The sequence below is a fragment of the Ruegeria sp. SAZD011 genome, from assembly GCF_059612545.1.
The window spans coordinates 190,199-205,408 of the sequence record NZ_JBXWQU010000020.1 but is presented as its reverse complement, the minus strand read 5'-3'; the positions used below and the strand labels follow the sequence as shown (position 1 = coordinate 205,408).

General features: G+C 65.2%; 14 protein-coding genes. 12 read left to right on the top strand and 2 right to left on the bottom strand.

The annotated features are described in order from the left end of the window. Nucleotides 1-206 precede the first annotated feature (206 nt). Nucleotides 207-1,091, bottom strand: coding sequence for a LysR substrate-binding domain-containing protein (locus AC2FLM_RS07325; protein WP_234220990.1), 885 nt, complete (start codon nt 1,089-1,091; stop codon nt 207-209). A gap of 136 nt (nt 1,092-1,227) precedes the next feature. On the opposite strand from AC2FLM_RS07325, the gene AC2FLM_RS07320 reads away from it, so the two are divergent. The 4 genes from AC2FLM_RS07320 (at nt 1,228) to AC2FLM_RS07305 (ending at nt 6,602) form a co-directional block, all read left to right on the top strand. Then, entirely contained in the window at nt 1,228-2,832 is a 1,605-nt protein-coding gene (locus AC2FLM_RS07320; protein ID WP_496856888.1) for a GMC family oxidoreductase, read from the top strand. Between the two features lie 100 nt (nt 2,833-2,932). After that, nucleotides 2,933-4,450, top strand: coding sequence for a malonate--CoA ligase (locus AC2FLM_RS07315; protein WP_496856886.1), 1,518 nt, complete (start codon nt 2,933-2,935; stop codon nt 4,448-4,450). 124 nt (nt 4,451-4,574) lie between these two features. Next, a complete protein-coding gene (fabB, locus tag AC2FLM_RS07310) occupies nt 4,575-5,804 on the top strand; it encodes a beta-ketoacyl-ACP synthase I (RefSeq protein ID WP_234143625.1) in 1,230 nt (409 codons plus the stop codon). 6 nt (nt 5,805-5,810) lie between these two features. Next, a complete protein-coding gene (locus AC2FLM_RS07305) occupies nt 5,811-6,602 on the top strand; it encodes an enoyl-ACP reductase FabI (protein WP_234171571.1) in 792 nt (263 codons plus the stop codon). 90 nt (nt 6,603-6,692) lie between these two features. Here AC2FLM_RS07305 and AC2FLM_RS07300 read toward each other — a convergent pair whose 3' ends face one another. Then, nucleotides 6,693-7,121, bottom strand: a complete 429-nt coding sequence (locus AC2FLM_RS07300; protein WP_234143627.1) for an FKBP-type peptidyl-prolyl cis-trans isomerase — start codon at nt 7,119-7,121, stop codon at nt 6,693-6,695. A 134-nt stretch (nt 7,122-7,255) separates the two neighbouring features. Between AC2FLM_RS07300 and AC2FLM_RS07295 the strand changes: the two genes are divergently transcribed. From AC2FLM_RS07295 to AC2FLM_RS07260, 8 genes are all read left to right on the top strand, one after another. Beyond that, nucleotides 7,256-7,942 (top strand): haloacid dehalogenase type II, encoded by a 687-nt coding sequence (locus tag AC2FLM_RS07295; RefSeq protein WP_496856883.1) that lies wholly within the window; start codon nt 7,256-7,258, stop codon nt 7,940-7,942. Beyond that, complete coding sequence (locus AC2FLM_RS07290) at nt 7,943-8,770, top strand: alpha/beta fold hydrolase (RefSeq protein ID WP_496856881.1); 828 nt, start codon at nt 7,943-7,945, stop codon at nt 8,768-8,770. Next, a complete protein-coding gene (locus AC2FLM_RS07285; protein WP_496856879.1) occupies nt 8,767-9,741 on the top strand; it encodes a threonine ammonia-lyase in 975 nt (324 codons plus the stop codon). The genes AC2FLM_RS07290 and AC2FLM_RS07285 overlap by 4 nt, the downstream gene beginning before the upstream one ends. 107 nt (nt 9,742-9,848) lie before the next feature. Then, complete coding sequence (pcaD, locus tag AC2FLM_RS07280) at nt 9,849-10,637, top strand: 3-oxoadipate enol-lactonase (protein WP_496856877.1); 789 nt, start codon at nt 9,849-9,851, stop codon at nt 10,635-10,637. Between the two features lie 12 nt (nt 10,638-10,649). Next, nucleotides 10,650-11,363, top strand: coding sequence for an alpha/beta fold hydrolase (locus AC2FLM_RS07275; RefSeq protein ID WP_496856875.1), 714 nt, complete (start codon nt 10,650-10,652; stop codon nt 11,361-11,363). Next, nucleotides 11,363-12,700, top strand: coding sequence for a class-II fumarase/aspartase family protein (locus AC2FLM_RS07270; RefSeq protein WP_496856873.1), 1,338 nt, complete (start codon nt 11,363-11,365; stop codon nt 12,698-12,700). The genes AC2FLM_RS07275 and AC2FLM_RS07270 overlap by 1 nt, the downstream gene beginning before the upstream one ends. Before the next feature lie 60 nt (nt 12,701-12,760). Beyond that, complete coding sequence (locus tag AC2FLM_RS07265; protein ID WP_496856871.1) at nt 12,761-13,960, top strand: TCR/Tet family MFS transporter; 1,200 nt, start codon at nt 12,761-12,763, stop codon at nt 13,958-13,960. Between the two features lie 86 nt (nt 13,961-14,046). After that, nucleotides 14,047-15,138, top strand: a complete 1,092-nt coding sequence (locus AC2FLM_RS07260) for a Zn-dependent alcohol dehydrogenase (protein WP_496856869.1) — start codon at nt 14,047-14,049, stop codon at nt 15,136-15,138. Nucleotides 15,139-15,210: the final 72 nt, after the last annotated feature.

Genomic DNA, 15,210 nt, shown 5'->3' with positions numbered 1-15,210 from the left:
CCGTGTGGGCCATATTCCGTTCTCCTTGCTTTCCAGCAAGATAGGGGATTCGTCGCAACCCAGTTTAGAATGTGCCCGGCAAGCGACCCATTCAGGCATAATATGGATTATGTTAACAACATGATGTCCCAAACCTGATCTGGCAAGAATACCATTCGGAACTCGGTCACGGTAGCCTTGGGCAAGGCTCCCGTTTCGTGTTCTGGTCAACCAGTCACAAAAAGACCTCTTATCCAGTCGGAGAACGCGCGTATTTCGTCGCGCTGCCAGGCACCGTCACGCTCGACCAGAAAATGCGCCGGTCGAATGGCCAGCCGGTCGGTAACCGGTGCAACCACCAGGCCCCGGTCGAGAAACGGTTGGGCAAAGCTCTCCAGCACGATGGCGAGGCCGGATCCAGCCGTCATCGATTGCAGAGCCATCAGCGAGGAGTCGAACCGCGTGACGCGGGTCGCCACTGGCAGCGGTAAACCGATTTGTGCAAACAGTCGCGGCCAGTCGGATTCCGACCCGTGAATCGTCAGCACATGCGCCGCCGCAAGACGGTCAAGCGTCGGCGCATCGCCGAACCCCGCCAGATAGTCCGGGGGGCAGACCGGGATCGCGAATTCATGCCCCAGATGGGTGACACGCCCGTCGGTCCAGTCGCCAAAGCCGAAGCGGATGTCGATATCGCTGATCCCGTCCTGAAACCGGTTCGCCCAGACAAAGGTCGACAATTCGACCTCGATCTCGGGATGACGCTCCAAGAACTCCTGCAGTCGGGGCGCAATCACCAGCGCCGCGCAAGAGATCGAGGCCCGCACCTTGACCCTTTGGCGCCGCGCCTTGCCGAACAGACCGGCGGTCGCGACCTGGATATCGCCCAACCCCTTGCGCACCGGCTGGGCATAGGCCTCGCCCATATCTGTCAGCGCCACACCGCGCGGCAACCGTTCGAACAAGGTGGTTTTCAGATGCTGTTCCAGCAGCCGCATCTGTTGGCTGACCGCGGCAGGGGTCAGCCCCAATTCCTCGGCGGCGGCCGAGAAACTGCCAAGGCGCGCGGCGGCTTCGAAACTGCGCAGCCAGGTCGGATGAGGAAGGTCCATCGGCGGATTACCTTTAAAAATTGTTTGGCCTTAGCCGCAATATCCGTTGTTTGGATTGAAAATCAAACTGTGTTCACGCTGCGCGCGGGCCAATGGTGAGATCATGCCGGCACTGGCCCCAAGGCAGGACAGTGCAATGGACCGATTCGATTTCATCATTGTGGGCGCCGGGTCGGCCGGATGTGTTCTGGCGGACCGGCTGACCGCTTGCGGGCGCTACAAGGTTCTGCTGCTTGAGGCGGGCGGCAGTGACAATCGGTTCTGGATCAAGGTGCCGCTGGGCTATGGCAAGACCTATGACGACCCGCGGGTCAACTGGTGCTATACCGCACAGTCCGATCCGGGGCTTGCCGGGCGGGCCGCCTTCTGGCCGCGCGGACGGGTGCTGGGCGGGTCGTCCTCGATCAACGCGATGGCCTATGTACAGGGTCTGCCGCAGGATTTCGACGATTGGGAAACCGCGGGCGCAGCGGGCTGGAACTGGCAGTCGGTCCGCGAGACCTATGCCCAACTGGAAACCCGCGATCGGCCCGGTCCTGGCGGGCGGCGCAGCCTCAGCGGCAGCGGGCCGGTTCATGTCAGCGATGTCGGCAACCGGATGCACCCGTTCTCGGAACATTTCCTCAAGGCGGCGGCACAGGCCGGTTGGCCGATCCGCGACGACCTGAACGGTGCCGCGCGCGACGGGATCGCACGCCTGCACGGTACGGTTCGCAACGGTCGACGCTGGTCGGCAGCCGACGCGTTCCTGCGCCCTGCCCTCAAGCGGCCCAACCTGCACCTGGTCTCGGAGGCCCTGGTCGAGCGAGTCATCCTGCACGACGGCAGAGCGACGGGTGTGGCGTACCGCGCCCGTGGCCACCGCGTGCAGGCCACGGCCACCCGCGAGGTGATCGTCAGCGCCGGTGCCGTGAACTCGCCGCAGCTGCTGCAACTGTCGGGCATCGGACCCGCCGAGCTGCTGAAACGCCACGGGATCACGGTTGCCCGGGATCTGCCGCAGGTGGGTCAGGGCCTGCAGGATCATCTTGGCATCTCCTATCAGTTCACCGCCACCGAACCGACGCTGAACAACCGTCTGGGCAACTGGCCCGGCAAGATGGCAGCGGGGCTGCGATATCTGCTGACACGGGGCGGGCCGCTCAGCGTGCCGATCAACCAGATCAGCGGTTTCGTACCGTCGACCCCCGGCGGATCCGCCGACATGCAGGTCTATTGCAACCCGATGTCCTACTCGGTGCGTCCCGATGGCAAACCCGACGTGGCGCCAATGGCCGGTTTTCTGATCTGCGCCCAGCCTTGCCGTCCCACCAGCCGGGGCGCGGTGACGATCCGCTCGCCCGATCCGGGGGTTGCCCCCGATATCCGTCCCAACTCGCTGTCCACCAACGAGGATTGCGCCATGGCCGTTGCCGCCGGACGGATCGCTCAGAAACTGGCAGAGACACCCGCGATCCGGGCCGTTACGGTCGATGGTCCCGACATCTCCGCCATGTCCGACGCCGATCTGCTGGCCGATTTCCGGCAGCGCGCCGGGTCGGTCTATCACGCCAGCTGCACCTGCCGCATGGGACCCTCGGCGCGGGATTCGGTGCTGGATTCGCGGCTGCGGGTACATGGGGTGGCGGGGCTGAGGGTGATCGACGCCTCGTCCTTTCCCAACGTGACCTCGGGCAACACCAACGCGCCGGTCATGATGCTGGCCGCACGCGGGGCCGAGATGATCCTCCGGGACAGCTGACAGAGAACTCGACCCCGCGATGGCGAACCGCCTTTACCATCGCTGTGCGATGTCCCAGAACTGCAAGCGGACCGGAACGTAACGCAGGAAAGGGAACCCGATGACAAATCCCCTCTATGACCGCCTCTTCGGCACCCATGCCGGAAAGGAGACCCCGTTCCTGTTTCTGCCCGACGGGCAGGTGATCAGCCATGCCGGTTTTCTGGCACTTGCCGCGCGGCTGGCCCATGCGGCGACCGGCCTGGGTCTGAAACCGGGCGACCGGGTCGCGGCCCAGATCGAGAAATCGCCCGAGGCGCTGGCGCTTTATGCCGCCTGCGCGCAGGCAGGGCTGATCTTTCTGCCGCTCAACACTGCCTATACCGCCGATGAACTCAGCTATTTCATCGAAAACAGCGGCGCCGCGCTGATCGTCTGCGACGGGCGCAGTCTGGAGATGCTGACCCCGATCGCCGACGGTCTGGGCGCGCGGGTCGAGACCCTGAACGCCGACGGAACCGGCAGCCTGACCGCGCGCGCCGCCGGGATGCCGGACACATTTGCCACCGTTGAGCGCAGCGGCGATGACCTGGCGGCCTTCCTCTATACCTCGGGCACCACCGGCCGCTCCAAGGGCGCGATGCTGACCCAGGACAACCTGTTGTCGAATGCCGAAACCCTGGCGCGCGAGTGGCGCTTTACCGCCGATGACGTGCTGCTGCACGCGCTGCCGATCTTTCACACCCACGGCCTGTTCGTCGCCACCAATATCGCGCTGCTCACCGGCGGCGGCATGATCTTCCTGCCGAAATTCGACCTTGACCAGATCATCGCGCAGATGCCCCGCGCGACCGCCATGATGGGCGTGCCGACCTTTTACACCCGCCTTCTGGGCGATGCCCGGTTCACCCGCAAGCTGGCGCAACATATGCGCCTCTTCGTCTCGGGTTCGGCGCCTTTGCTGGCGGAAACCCATGTCGCGTTCGAAGAGCGCACAGGCCACCGCATCCTCGAACGCTACGGCATGACCGAGACCAACATGAACACCTCCAACCCCTACGAGGGCGAGCGCCGCGCGGGCACTGTGGGATTTCCTCTGCCGGGCGTCGAGTTGAAGGTGACCGACCCCGAGAGCGGCGAACCCCTGCCTCAGGGCGAAATAGGCCAGATCGAGGTGCGCGGCCCAAACGTGTTCAAGGGCTATTGGCAGATGCCCGAGAAAACGGCAGCCGAACTGCGCGGCGACGGATTCTTCATCACCGGCGATCTGGGTTTCGTCGATCCCGACGGCTATGTCACCATCGTCGGACGTGGCAAGGACCTGATCATCTCGGGCGGGTTCAACATCTATCCCAAGGAGCTGGAACTGCTGCTGGACGATCAGCCCGACGTGCTGGAAAGCGCGGTGATCGGGGTGCCGCATCCCGATTTCGGAGAAACCCCGCTGGGCATCCTCGTGGCGCAACCGGGCAAGACCCCCGATACACAAGCGATCATGGCACAGGTTCAGGCCTCGCTTGCCCGGTTCAAACATCCCCGAAAACTGATCGTGATGGATGAATTGCCGCGGAACACGATGGGCAAGGTCCAAAAGAACATCCTGCGCGATCAGTTCAAGGACATGTTCCTGTCCGGCTGACAGGCCCGGCAATGCCACACCGGCCCGGGCCGGATCCAGGATCGGCGACGTCCCCGACACCACGCCACCTTGCACCCGGCCCCGCCAATGCCCTAATAAGACCCGAGCAAGCAAGGGAGGCCACATGCGCCGAGTAGTCGTCACCGGGTTGGGGATCGTCTCCTCGATCGGGAACAATGCCGAAGAGGTCACCGCCTCGCTCAAGGCGGGCCGGTCGGGCATCGTCGCCAGCGAGGAAATGGCCGAACACGGGTTCCGCAGCCGCATCGCCGGCACGCTCAAGATCGACGTGGCCGAACATGTGGACAAGCGCGCGCTGCGCTTCATGGGGCCGGGTGCAGCCTATGCCCATATCGCCATGCAACAGGCCATCGCCGATGCGGGGCTGACCGAGGATCAGATCGTCAACCCGCGCACCGGTCTGGTGGCCGGATCGGGCGGCCCTTCGACCAGTGCCATGCTGAGCGCGCATCAGACCGTGCTCAAGACCGGCGCGACCAAGCGGATCGGGCCCTTTGCGGTGCCCAAATGCATGTGCTCGACCATTTCGGCCAACCTGGCCACCGCGTTCAAGATCAAGGGCCTGAACTATTCCATCACCTCGGCCTGCTCGACCTCGCTGCATTGCATCGGCAATGCCGCCGAGCAGATCATGCTGGGCAAGCAGGACGTGATGTTCGCCGGCGGCGGCGAAGAGCTGGACTGGACGCTCAGCTGCCTGTTCGACGCGATGGGCGCAATGTCGTCGAAATACAACGACACGCCCGAGAAGGCCTCGCGCGCGTTCGATCAGGATCGCGACGGGTTCGTGATCTCGGGCGGCGGCGGCATCGTGGTGCTGGAAGAGCTGGAACACGCCCTGGCGCGTGGCGCCAGGATCTATGCCGAGGTGACCGGCTATGCCGCCACCTCGGACGGGCATGACATGGTGGCACCCTCGGGCGAGGGCGGAGAACGGGCGATGCGGCTGGCGGTGTCCACCCTGCCCGAAGACCGCAAGGTCAGCTATATCAACGCGCATGGCACCTCGACCCCGGTCGGCGACGTGGGCGAGGTCGAGGCGGTGCGCCGCGTGTTCGGCGAGGGCCGTGTGCCGCCGATCAGCTCGACCAAGTCGATGACCGGCCATGCCCAGGGGGCGGCGGGCGCGCTCGAGGCGATCTTCTGCCTCTTGATGCTGGAGCATGATTTCATCACGCCCTCGATCAATGTCGACACTCTGGCCGAAGGCATCCAGCCAGGCGAGGTCGCGACACAATATGTAGAAAACGCCGGCCTCGATTCGGTGATGACCAACAGCTTCGGCTTTGGCGGCACCAACGGATCGATGGTGCTGAGCAAGTTCAGGGGGTAAGGGCGGATGTCAGGACTTTTGCAGGGCAAACGCGGCCTGATCATGGGGGTCGCGAACGACCGGTCCATCGCCTGGGGCATTGCCAAGGCAATGCACGAGGCGGGGGCGGAACTGGCCTTTACCTACCAGGGCGAGGCCTTTGGCAAGCGCCTGGAACCGCTGGCCGCCAGTGTCGGCAGCGATTTCATGGTCGATGCGGATGTCACAGACGATGCTTCGCTGGACACCGCCTTCGAACAGCTGGCCGCGCGCTGGCCGACGATGGATTTCCTGGTGCATGCGATCGCCTATTCGGACAAATCCGAACTGACAGGACGGTTCCTGAACACCAGCCGGGCCAATTTCAAGCATTCGATGGATATTTCGGCCTATTCGCTGATCGAGGTGGCCCGCCGCGCCTATCCGATGATGAAGGACAATGGCGGCACCGTGCTGACACTGACCTATCAGGGCTCGAACCGGGTGGTGCCGAACTACAACGTGATGGGTGTGGCCAAGGCGGCACTGGAATCGGCGACCCGTTATCTGGCCAATGACCTGGGACCCGACGGAATTCGCGTGAACGCGATCTCGCCCGGCCCGATGAAAACGCTGGCTGGTGCCGCCATCGGCGGGGCGCGCAGAACCTTCAAGTTCTGTGACCAGAATGCACCGCTGCGTTCGAACGCAACGCTCGAAGCGGTGGGCGGCACGGCAGTCTACCTGGCCTCGGACGCGGGCGCCTGTACCACGGGCGAGATCATCCGAGTCGATGGCGGTTTCCACGTTCTCGGTATGCCGCAACCCGAAGCGATGTAGCGCTGGCGAGATTTTTCGACGAAAAATCTCGACTGCCGAACCCCATGCGCGACCGAAATGGCCCGCCCCTCATCGGGGCGGGTCATTTCGTCAGTTGATCGAGACGACCTCTATGTCGAAAATCAGGTCCTGACCGGCCAGGGGGTGGTTGGCATCCAGCGTCACGGTTGCCTCTTCTACCTCGACGACGGTCACCGGGATGACCCGGCCATCGGGGGATTGCATCTGCAACTGGGTGCCCAGTTCCAGCGGAATGTCATCGGGGATCCCCTCGCGCGGGATCGCCTGACGGGCCTCGGGGTTCAGCGGGCCATAGGCCTCGGCACAGGGCACCTCGACGCGTTTTTTCTCGCCCGCCTCCATGCCTGGCATCGCCTGGTCCAGACCGGGAATGATCTGGCCGGACCCGACCGTGAACTCCAGCGGATCGCGCCCCTCGGAACTGTCGAAGGTTTTGCCGTCGAGCAGGGTTCCGGTGTAGTGGATGCGCACCGTGTCGCCTTGTTTTATCTGGGTCATGCCGTCTCCGTCTGGGGCAGTTTTGAAAGAACGCCCAGCCTAGACCCTGTCACGCCAATGTAAACCCCGCCCCCTTTCGCCCGCCGCGCGACTGTGCGAGGCTGCGCCGCGCGACCCCTTGCGGAGAGGATACGATGTCCATAACCACCTGCGTATTCGATGCCTATGGCACGTTGTTCGACGTCTCCTCTGCCGCCCGGCAGGCGGCAGAGGACCCCGACAACGCAGCCCTGCGCCCGCATTGGCAGACGCTGGCCAGTCATTGGCGGCTGAAACAGCTGCAATACAGCTGGCTGCGCGCGATCACTGGGGCGCATACCGATTTCTGGCAAGTGACCGGCGAGGGGCTCGACTGGGCTCTCGAGGCGGTTGGGCTGGCAGGTGATGCCGCGCTGCGCCAACGGCTGCTGGACCTCTACTGGCAATTGCAGGCCTATCCCGAGGTTCCGGCGATGCTGCGCGCACTCAAGGACGCCGGACTGGAAACCGCGATCCTGTCCAATGGGTCGCCCGACATGCTGGATGGCGCGGTGCGCTCGGCTGGCTTGGGCGATGTGCTCGACGACGTGCTTTCCGTGGAAAGCGTCGGCATCTTCAAACCTGATCGCCGGGTCTATGACCTGGTGGGCCAGCGGTTCGGCTGCCCGCCCGATGCGGTGCTGTTCGTGTCCTCAAACGGCTGGGATGCGGCGGCGGCGGCGGGTTACGGGTTCCGCACCGCCTGGGTGAACCGCGCGGGCGAGCCGCTGGACCGGCTGCCCTGGACCCCTGACCATATCTTGTCGGATCTGACCGGCATTCCTGAACTGGCGAGGGTCTGAATGGCCAGCTTCACCACCAGCGACGGTCTGCGCCTGTTCTTCGAGGACGAGGGGACCGGCCAACCGCTTCTCTGCCTTGCCGGGCTGACCCGGTGCAGCCGCGATTTCGAATTCCTGCGCCCGCATGTGACCGATCTTCGGCTGATCCGCCTCGACTATCGCGGGCGGGGGCAGTCCGACTATGATCCCGATTACCGCAATTACAATGTCCTGCGCGAAGCCCATTACACCATCGAACTGCTCGACCATCTGGCGCTGGACAGGGTGTCGGTGCTGGGCACCTCGCGCGGGGGCATGATCGCCATGGCACTGGCCGCCAGCCACCCGGACCGGCTGGCGGGGGTGATCCTGAACGATGTCGGCCCGGTGATCGAGCCGGCGGGCATCGCCCGGATCATGGACTATGTCGGCAAGAAACCGGTCTCGAAAACCCATGACCAGGCCGCGCTGGCGCTGAAACAGGCGATGGAGCCGCAGTTTCCCGGCGTGCCGCTCTCGGTCTGGCGCAAACAGGCCGAGATCCAGTATGCCGCCACCGACAGCGGGCTGGCGCTGCGCTATGACGACGGGTTGCACAAGGCGCTGCTGGATCAGGCCGCGACCGGGACGATCCCTGATCTGTGGCTCTTCTTCGAGGCGCTGCGCGACATTCCCACCGCCGTGTTGCGGGGGGCGAATTCCGATATTCTGGGCGCGGGCACCGTGGCCGAGATGCATCGCCGCCATCCCGGTCTGATCTCGGCCGAAGTGCCGGACCGGGGCCATGTTCCCTTTCTCGACGAACCGCAATCGCTGGACCTGATCCGCCGCATTCTGGAGGCCGCATGAGCACCATAGACCTGATCGAGGCCGCCGCCGCGCGGCTGATGGGCCATGTCCGCCGCACGCCGCTGCTCTCCTCGCCCTTTCTGGACGAGATCGCCGGGCGCCGGGTGCTGGTGAAACCCGAATGCCTGCAACATACCGGCAGCTTCAAGTTTCGCGGTGCCTGGTCGGCCATTTCGGCACTGGACCCCGAGACGCGCGCCCGCGGCGTCATCGCCTATTCCTCGGGCAATCACGCGCAGGGGGTTGCCCATGCGGCGACGTTGCATGGCATCGCCTCGGTGATCGTGATGCCCTCGGATGCGCCCCGGCTCAAGATCGACAACACGAGGGCGCTGGGGGCCGAGGTGGTGCTGTATGACCGGGGCCGCGAAAGCCGTGAAGAGATCGGCACCGCGCTGGCCGCCGAACGCGGATTGACGCTGATCCGGCCCTATGACGAACCGCAGGTGATCGCCGGTCAGGCCAGTGTGGGGCTGGAACTGGCCGAACAGGCGGGTGAACTGGGCGTCGAGAGCGGCGATGTGCTGGTCTGTTGCGGCGGTGGCGGGTTGACCTCGGGCGTGGCACTGGCGCTTGAGGCCCGCGCACCGGGGTTGCGCGCGCGCCCGGTCGAGCCCGAGGGGTTTGACGATGTGAAACGCTCGCTCGCCAGCGGAACCGTCAGCCGCAACACTTCGGAAACCGGCAATATCTGCGACGCGATCCTGACGCCGGAACCGGGCAAGATCACCTTTCCGATCCTCAGCCGGCTCTGCGGCCCCGGCCTGGCGGTGAGTGAGGACGATGCCCTGCGCGCCATGGCGCTGGCCTTTCTGCGGCTCAAGATCGTGCTGGAACCGGGCGGTGCGGTCTCGCTTGCAGCGGCCCTGTTTCACGCCGATCAGGTCGAAGGAGATAGCGTGATTGCCGTGGCCTCGGGCGGCAATGTCGACGCGGCGGTGTTTCGCACTGCCTTAGAGCGCTTTGCCTGAACGGGCCATCCACAGGCAAAATGACGCCATGCGGCGTCAGGGCGCTTTACCTTCCCCTGCGTAAGGCTCTAGTCTGGTTCCACACTGGAAAGGGGAGTCGCTGCCACATGCGGATCGCGGATCTGGGGGATATCAGGCTACATTACCGGGTCGAGGGCGACCCCGAAGGCGCACCTGTGCTGTTCATTAACTCGTTGGGAACCGATCTGCGCCTGTGGGATCCGATCCTGCCTCATCTGCCCGCTGGGCTAAGACTGATCCGCTATGACAAGCGCGGCCACGGCCTGAGCGACGCGCCGGACGGGCCCTATGCCATGGGCACGCTGGTGCGCGATGCTGAGCGGCTCCTGGACATGCTTGAGGTTCGTGAGTCGGCAGTGGTGGGCCTGTCGATCGGTGGCATGATCGCGCAAGGGCTGGCGGTCAAGCGGCTGGACCAGGTGCGCGCGATGGTTCTGTCGAACACCGCCGCCAAGATCGGCACCAAGGAGATGTGGCAAGAGCGTATCGCCGCCGTCACCGCAGGCGGGATCGAGGCACTGGCGGATGCCGTGATGGAACGCTGGTTTTCGCGCGGGTTCCGCACCACGGCCGAGCTGACTCTTTGGCGCAACATGCTGGTCCGGCAACCGGTGCAGGGCTATGCCGGGTGCAGTGCCGCCATCGCGGGCACCGATTTCTATACCCCCACAAGCGGCCTCAGGCTGCCGACCCTGGGCATCGCCGGGGACGAGGACGGCTCCACCCCGCCGGATCTGGTGCGGGAAACCGTCGATCTGATCCCCGGTTCGCAATTCCACCTGATCCGCAAGGCCGGGCACTTGCCTTGTGTGGAACACCCTGCCGCCTATGCCGAACGCCTCGTGCAGTTCCTGCGCGAGGTGGGCCATATCTGAGAGGGCACGGCCATGGCCGATTTTCTTCTGGTTCACGGATCCTGCCACGGGGCGTGGTGCTGGCGCGACCTGATCCCGGCGCTGGAGGAGCGTGGCCACACGGTGCGCGCCATCAACATGCCCAGCCATGGGTCGGACGTGACTCCGATCAACGAGGTTACACTGGACAGCTGCCGCGACGCGGTGCTGGACGCCAGTACAGCCGACACCCTGATCCTGGGCCACAGCTGGGCCGGTTATCCGATCAGCGCCGCTGCTGAACGAAACCCTGACGCGATGCGCGGGTTGATCTATCTCTGCGCCTATGTGCCCCGCTCGGGTCTGTCGATGGTCGAGATGCGCAAACGCGCGCCACGCCAGACCCTGACCGAGGCGGTGGTGAAATCCGAGGACGGGTTGTCCTATATCGTCGATCCCGAGAAGGTCGCCGATCTCTTTTATCACGACTGCCGACCCGAGCGGGTGCATTACGCCCAGCCGCGCCTCTGCCCGCAGGCGATTGCCCCGCAAGAAACGCCGCTGACCCTGTCCAACCGGTTTGCGAGCGTGCCCAAGGCCTATATCCGCTGTGCCGAGGACCGGACGATTCCGCCCGAATACCAGGAGGAGATGACGGCGGACTGGCCATCCGACCGTGTCCATGTCATGAACAGCTCTCATTCGCCGTTCTTTGCCGACCCGCAGGGGCTGGCGCGGCTGCTGACACGGATCGAAGGACAGTTCTGATGGCCGCATCAGTGTTTGACAGCGCGCATCTGACGCGCCTTTTTCCTGCGGGCGATGCCGGGCGGCTGTTCACCGACGGAGCCGAGTTGCGCGCGATGCTGCTGGTCGAGGGGATGCTGGCCAAGGCGCAAGGCGCGCTGGGGCTGATCCCGGCAGAGAGCGCTGGCGCCATTCACCGCGCGGCGATGGAAATCCATCTCGACCCCGGCGCCCTGGCCGAGGCGACGGGTTCAAACGGGGTCAGCGTCCCGGCATTGGTCGCCGCCTTTCGCACCGAGATGCAGGCGCCCGAACATGCGCAATACGTGCATTGGGGCGCCACCTCGCAGGATATCATCGACACCGGCCTGATGCTGCGATTGCGTCAGGCGGTTTCGGTGCTGGAACGGGATCTGGGCGCGATCTTGGAAATCCTGGCGGGGCTGGCCGTAACCTATGCCGAACTGCCCATGGCGGGCCGCAGCTATGGCCAGCATGCCACCCCCACCAGCTTTGGCGCGGTGGTGGCGGCCTGGGGGGCGCCGCTGCTTGATCTGTTGCGCGAATTGCCGGGTCTCAGGCGCGATTGTCTGCTGGTCTCTCTGTCCGGCGCCGCGGGCACCGCCGCCGCTTTGGGCCCCGAGGCGGCGCGGCTGCGCGCCGATCTGGCCCAGCTTCTGAACCTCGCTGATCCCGGGCACAGCTGGCATACCGACCGTACACCAGTGCTGCGGCTCGCCGACTGGTGCACCCGCATCGCGCTGGCGCTTGGCAAGCTGGGCGAGGATGCCATCGAGTTGACCCAGACCGGAATTGCCGAAATCACGCTGGGTGGCGGCGGCGCGTCCTCGACCATGCCGCAGAAACAGAACCCGGTCGGCCCCTCGGCGCTGGTGGCGCTGTCCCGGCAGGTGCCGGGCCTTTTGGCGGTGCTGCATGGCGCGGGCGTGCACCGGCACCAGCGCGACGGCGCCGCCTGGTTCACCGAATGGATGTGTTTGCCCCAGATCGTACTGGGCGCGGCGTCCTCGGTGCAGATCACCCAGCGCCTGCTGCCCGGACTGGCCCCCTGCCCCGATACCATGGCCGCCACGCTCGACATGGGTTTTGGCACCATCCACGCCGAGGCGGTGAGCTTTGCGCTCGCCACCCACCTACCCCGTCCCGAGGCACAGGCCGCCGTCAAGACCCTCTGTGCCGAGGCGATGGAGAGCCAGGTGCCGCTGCGCGACCTGATTGCACGCGATTGGCCGCAGCTCGACGCGGCGGCCCTGACCGACCCGGCCAGACAGCTGGGTGCCGCCCCGGACGAGGCCCGCGCCTTTGCCGCCCGGGTCCGGTCGCAAGCGGTCACTTAGCGGCTTTTCAACCCCGACCGGCGCGGCTAGGGTCTGGAAAACTAAACCGGACGGTTCAGAATGCGCCTGCCCTTTCTCTTTATCCTGGCGACGGTGATGATCGACGCCATGGGAATTGGCCTGATCATGCCGATCATGCCCGACCTGATCGTCGAGGTGAAAGGCGGCACCCTGGCCGACGCGGCGCTGTGGGGCGGCGTGCTCAGCACCGCCTTTGCCGCGATGCAGTTCCTGTTCGGCCCGATCATCGGCAGCCTGTCCGATGCCTTCGGACGGCGCCCCGTTCTGCTGGTCTCGCTCTTTGTCATGGCCTTGGACTATGTGGTGATGGCAGTGGCGGGCAGTATCTGGCTGCTGTTGGCCGGGCGCATCGTCGGCGGCATCACGGCGGCCACCCATGCCACCGCCTCGGCCTATATGGCCGATGTCTCCCGCCCCGAGCAAAAGGCCGCCCGTTTCGGCATGCTGGGCGCGGCCTTTGGTGTCGGCTTTGTGCTGGGGCCGCTGATGGGCGGCGTGCTGGGCGAGTTCGGCACCCGCGCGCCATTCTGGGCGGCGGCGGTTCTGGCCGGGCTGAACTTTGTCCTCGGCCTTTTCGTGATGAACGAAACGGTGACGACGGCCACCCGCCGCGCCTTTTCCTGGGCCAGCGCCAATCCGTTGGGCGCCTTTCGCATGCTGGGCCAGGTGCCCGGGCTCAAGGGGCTGCTCTGGGCCTATTTCCTCTATTCCGTGGCAATCTATGTCTACCCGGCGATATGGTCCTATTTCTCGCAGGAGCGGTTCGGCTGGTCGCCTAAGATGATCGGCCTGTCGCTGGGTATCTTCGGCTTCCTGATGGCGGTGGTACAGGGTGGGCTGCTGCCGCGTATCACCCGCCGCATCGGCGAGCGCCGCACGGTGATCTGGGGTCAGCTGTTCGACTTCGTGGGTTTCGGTCTGCTCGCCTTCATCGCCAGCGGCACACTTGCGCTGATCCTGATCCCGATCACCGCGATGGGTGCGGTGGTCCCGCCCGCCTTGCAGGCGATCATGTCGCGCAGCGTCGCCGATGACCAGCAGGGCGCGCTGCAAGGGGTGATGTCCGCCGTACATGCCCTGTCGATGATCGTTTCACCCCTGTTGATGGCCAGCGTATTCGCCCACTTTACCGGACCACAGGCACCGGTCTATTTGCCCGGTGCGCCTTTCCTCGTCGCGCTGGCATTGATGGCGGCAGGGTTGGTAATCTTTTTGCGCACGCGGACTGCCGTGACGTAATAGCGACGTATCTTTGCCGGTTTCCACCTTGCCGCATCGAGCGCCGCGGTCCACCGTAGTGTAAAGAAATGCCGAGGAGAGCCGGGATGCAGAAAATCCGCGCCGCCGTTTGCCATGAGTTCAACGCACCACTGGTGATCGAAGAGGTGTTGCTTGCCCCGCCCGGCACCGGCGAGGTCGAGGTGACGCTGGACGCGGTCGCGATCTGCCATTCCGACATCTCCTATGCCGATGGCGCCTGGGGCGGGCATCTGCCGGCGGTCTACGGGCACGAGGCGGCAGGCACCGTGTCGGCCGTGGGTCCGGGTGTTGTGGGCTTTGCGCCCGGCGATCCGGTGGTGGTCACGCTGATCCGCGCCTGTGGCAGCTGTGCCAATTGCGCAGGCGGTCAGCCCACCATCTGCGACACACCTTATGACGGGGTGAAACAGGGGCCGCTGCGTACCGCGGACGAAGGTCCGCTGCTACAGGCCATGGCCTGTGGCGCCTTTGCCGAGAAAGTGGTGGTCAGCCAGCGCCAGATCGTCAGGATCCCCGATGATATGGGCCGCGACGTGGCCTGTCTGCTCTCCTGCGGGGTGATCACCGGGGTCGGGGCGGCGGTCAACGCCGCCCGGCTGCGCGCCGGTCAGGACGTGGTGGTGATCGGCGCCGGCGGCGTCGGGCTGAACGCCATCCAGGGCGCCCGCATCGCCGGCGCCCGTCGCATCGTCGCGGTGGACATGACCGAAGAGAAACTGAACATCGCCCGCGAGTTCGGCGCCACCCATGGCGTGCTCGCCACCAGCCCGAAACCCTGGCGCGCGGCCTACAAGGCGCTTGGCGGGCGCGGCGCCGATGCGGTGCTGGTCACGGTCGGTGCGGTGCGCGCCTATGACGAGGCGCCCAAATACCTGGGCTGGGGCGGCAGGGCAGTGATGATCGGCATGCCCCATGCCGGTGCCATGGCGCAATACGAACCGATGAGCGCCTCGTTTCAGGGACACGGGCTGATCGGCTCGAAAATGGGTGACGTGGTGATCCAGCGCGATATCCCGTGGATGATCGACCTCTACCAGCAAGGCCGCTTGAAACTCGACGAACTGATTTCTGGCCGCTGGTCGCTGGAGCAGATCAACGAAGCCATCGCCGACACCCGCACCGGAAGCGCCAAACGCAACGTGATCCTGTTCAACTGACGCCCGAGACTGTCGGCAAATTTTCCCCGAAAATTTGCCTGCAAAAAATTTTAAATTTTTTGCCTCCGCCCC

What these genes read in the sequence shown, in the direction of transcription:
- AC2FLM_RS07325 (WP_234220990.1), bottom strand. Translation starts at nt 1,091, where the DNA reads ATGGACCTTCCTCATCCGACCTGGCTGCGCAGTTTCGAAGCCGCCGCG.
- AC2FLM_RS07320 (WP_496856888.1), top strand. Translation starts at nt 1,228, where the DNA reads ATGGACCGATTCGATTTCATCATTGTGGGCGCCGGGTCGGCCGGATGT.
- AC2FLM_RS07315 (WP_496856886.1), top strand. Translation starts at nt 2,933, where the DNA reads ATGACAAATCCCCTCTATGACCGCCTCTTCGGCACCCATGCCGGAAAG.
- fabB (WP_234143625.1), top strand. Translation starts at nt 4,575, where the DNA reads ATGCGCCGAGTAGTCGTCACCGGGTTGGGGATCGTCTCCTCGATCGGG.
- AC2FLM_RS07305 (WP_234171571.1), top strand. Translation starts at nt 5,811, where the DNA reads ATGTCAGGACTTTTGCAGGGCAAACGCGGCCTGATCATGGGGGTCGCG.
- AC2FLM_RS07300 (WP_234143627.1), bottom strand. Translation starts at nt 7,121, where the DNA reads ATGACCCAGATAAAACAAGGCGACACGGTGCGCATCCACTACACCGGA.
- AC2FLM_RS07295 (WP_496856883.1), top strand. Translation starts at nt 7,256, where the DNA reads ATGTCCATAACCACCTGCGTATTCGATGCCTATGGCACGTTGTTCGAC.
- AC2FLM_RS07290 (WP_496856881.1), top strand. Translation starts at nt 7,943, where the DNA reads ATGGCCAGCTTCACCACCAGCGACGGTCTGCGCCTGTTCTTCGAGGAC.
- AC2FLM_RS07285 (WP_496856879.1), top strand. Translation starts at nt 8,767, where the DNA reads ATGAGCACCATAGACCTGATCGAGGCCGCCGCCGCGCGGCTGATGGGC.
- pcaD (WP_496856877.1), top strand. Translation starts at nt 9,849, where the DNA reads ATGCGGATCGCGGATCTGGGGGATATCAGGCTACATTACCGGGTCGAG.
- AC2FLM_RS07275 (WP_496856875.1), top strand. Translation starts at nt 10,650, where the DNA reads ATGGCCGATTTTCTTCTGGTTCACGGATCCTGCCACGGGGCGTGGTGC.
- AC2FLM_RS07270 (WP_496856873.1), top strand. Translation starts at nt 11,363, where the DNA reads ATGGCCGCATCAGTGTTTGACAGCGCGCATCTGACGCGCCTTTTTCCT.
- AC2FLM_RS07265 (WP_496856871.1), top strand. Translation starts at nt 12,761, where the DNA reads ATGCGCCTGCCCTTTCTCTTTATCCTGGCGACGGTGATGATCGACGCC.
- AC2FLM_RS07260 (WP_496856869.1), top strand. Translation starts at nt 14,047, where the DNA reads ATGCAGAAAATCCGCGCCGCCGTTTGCCATGAGTTCAACGCACCACTG.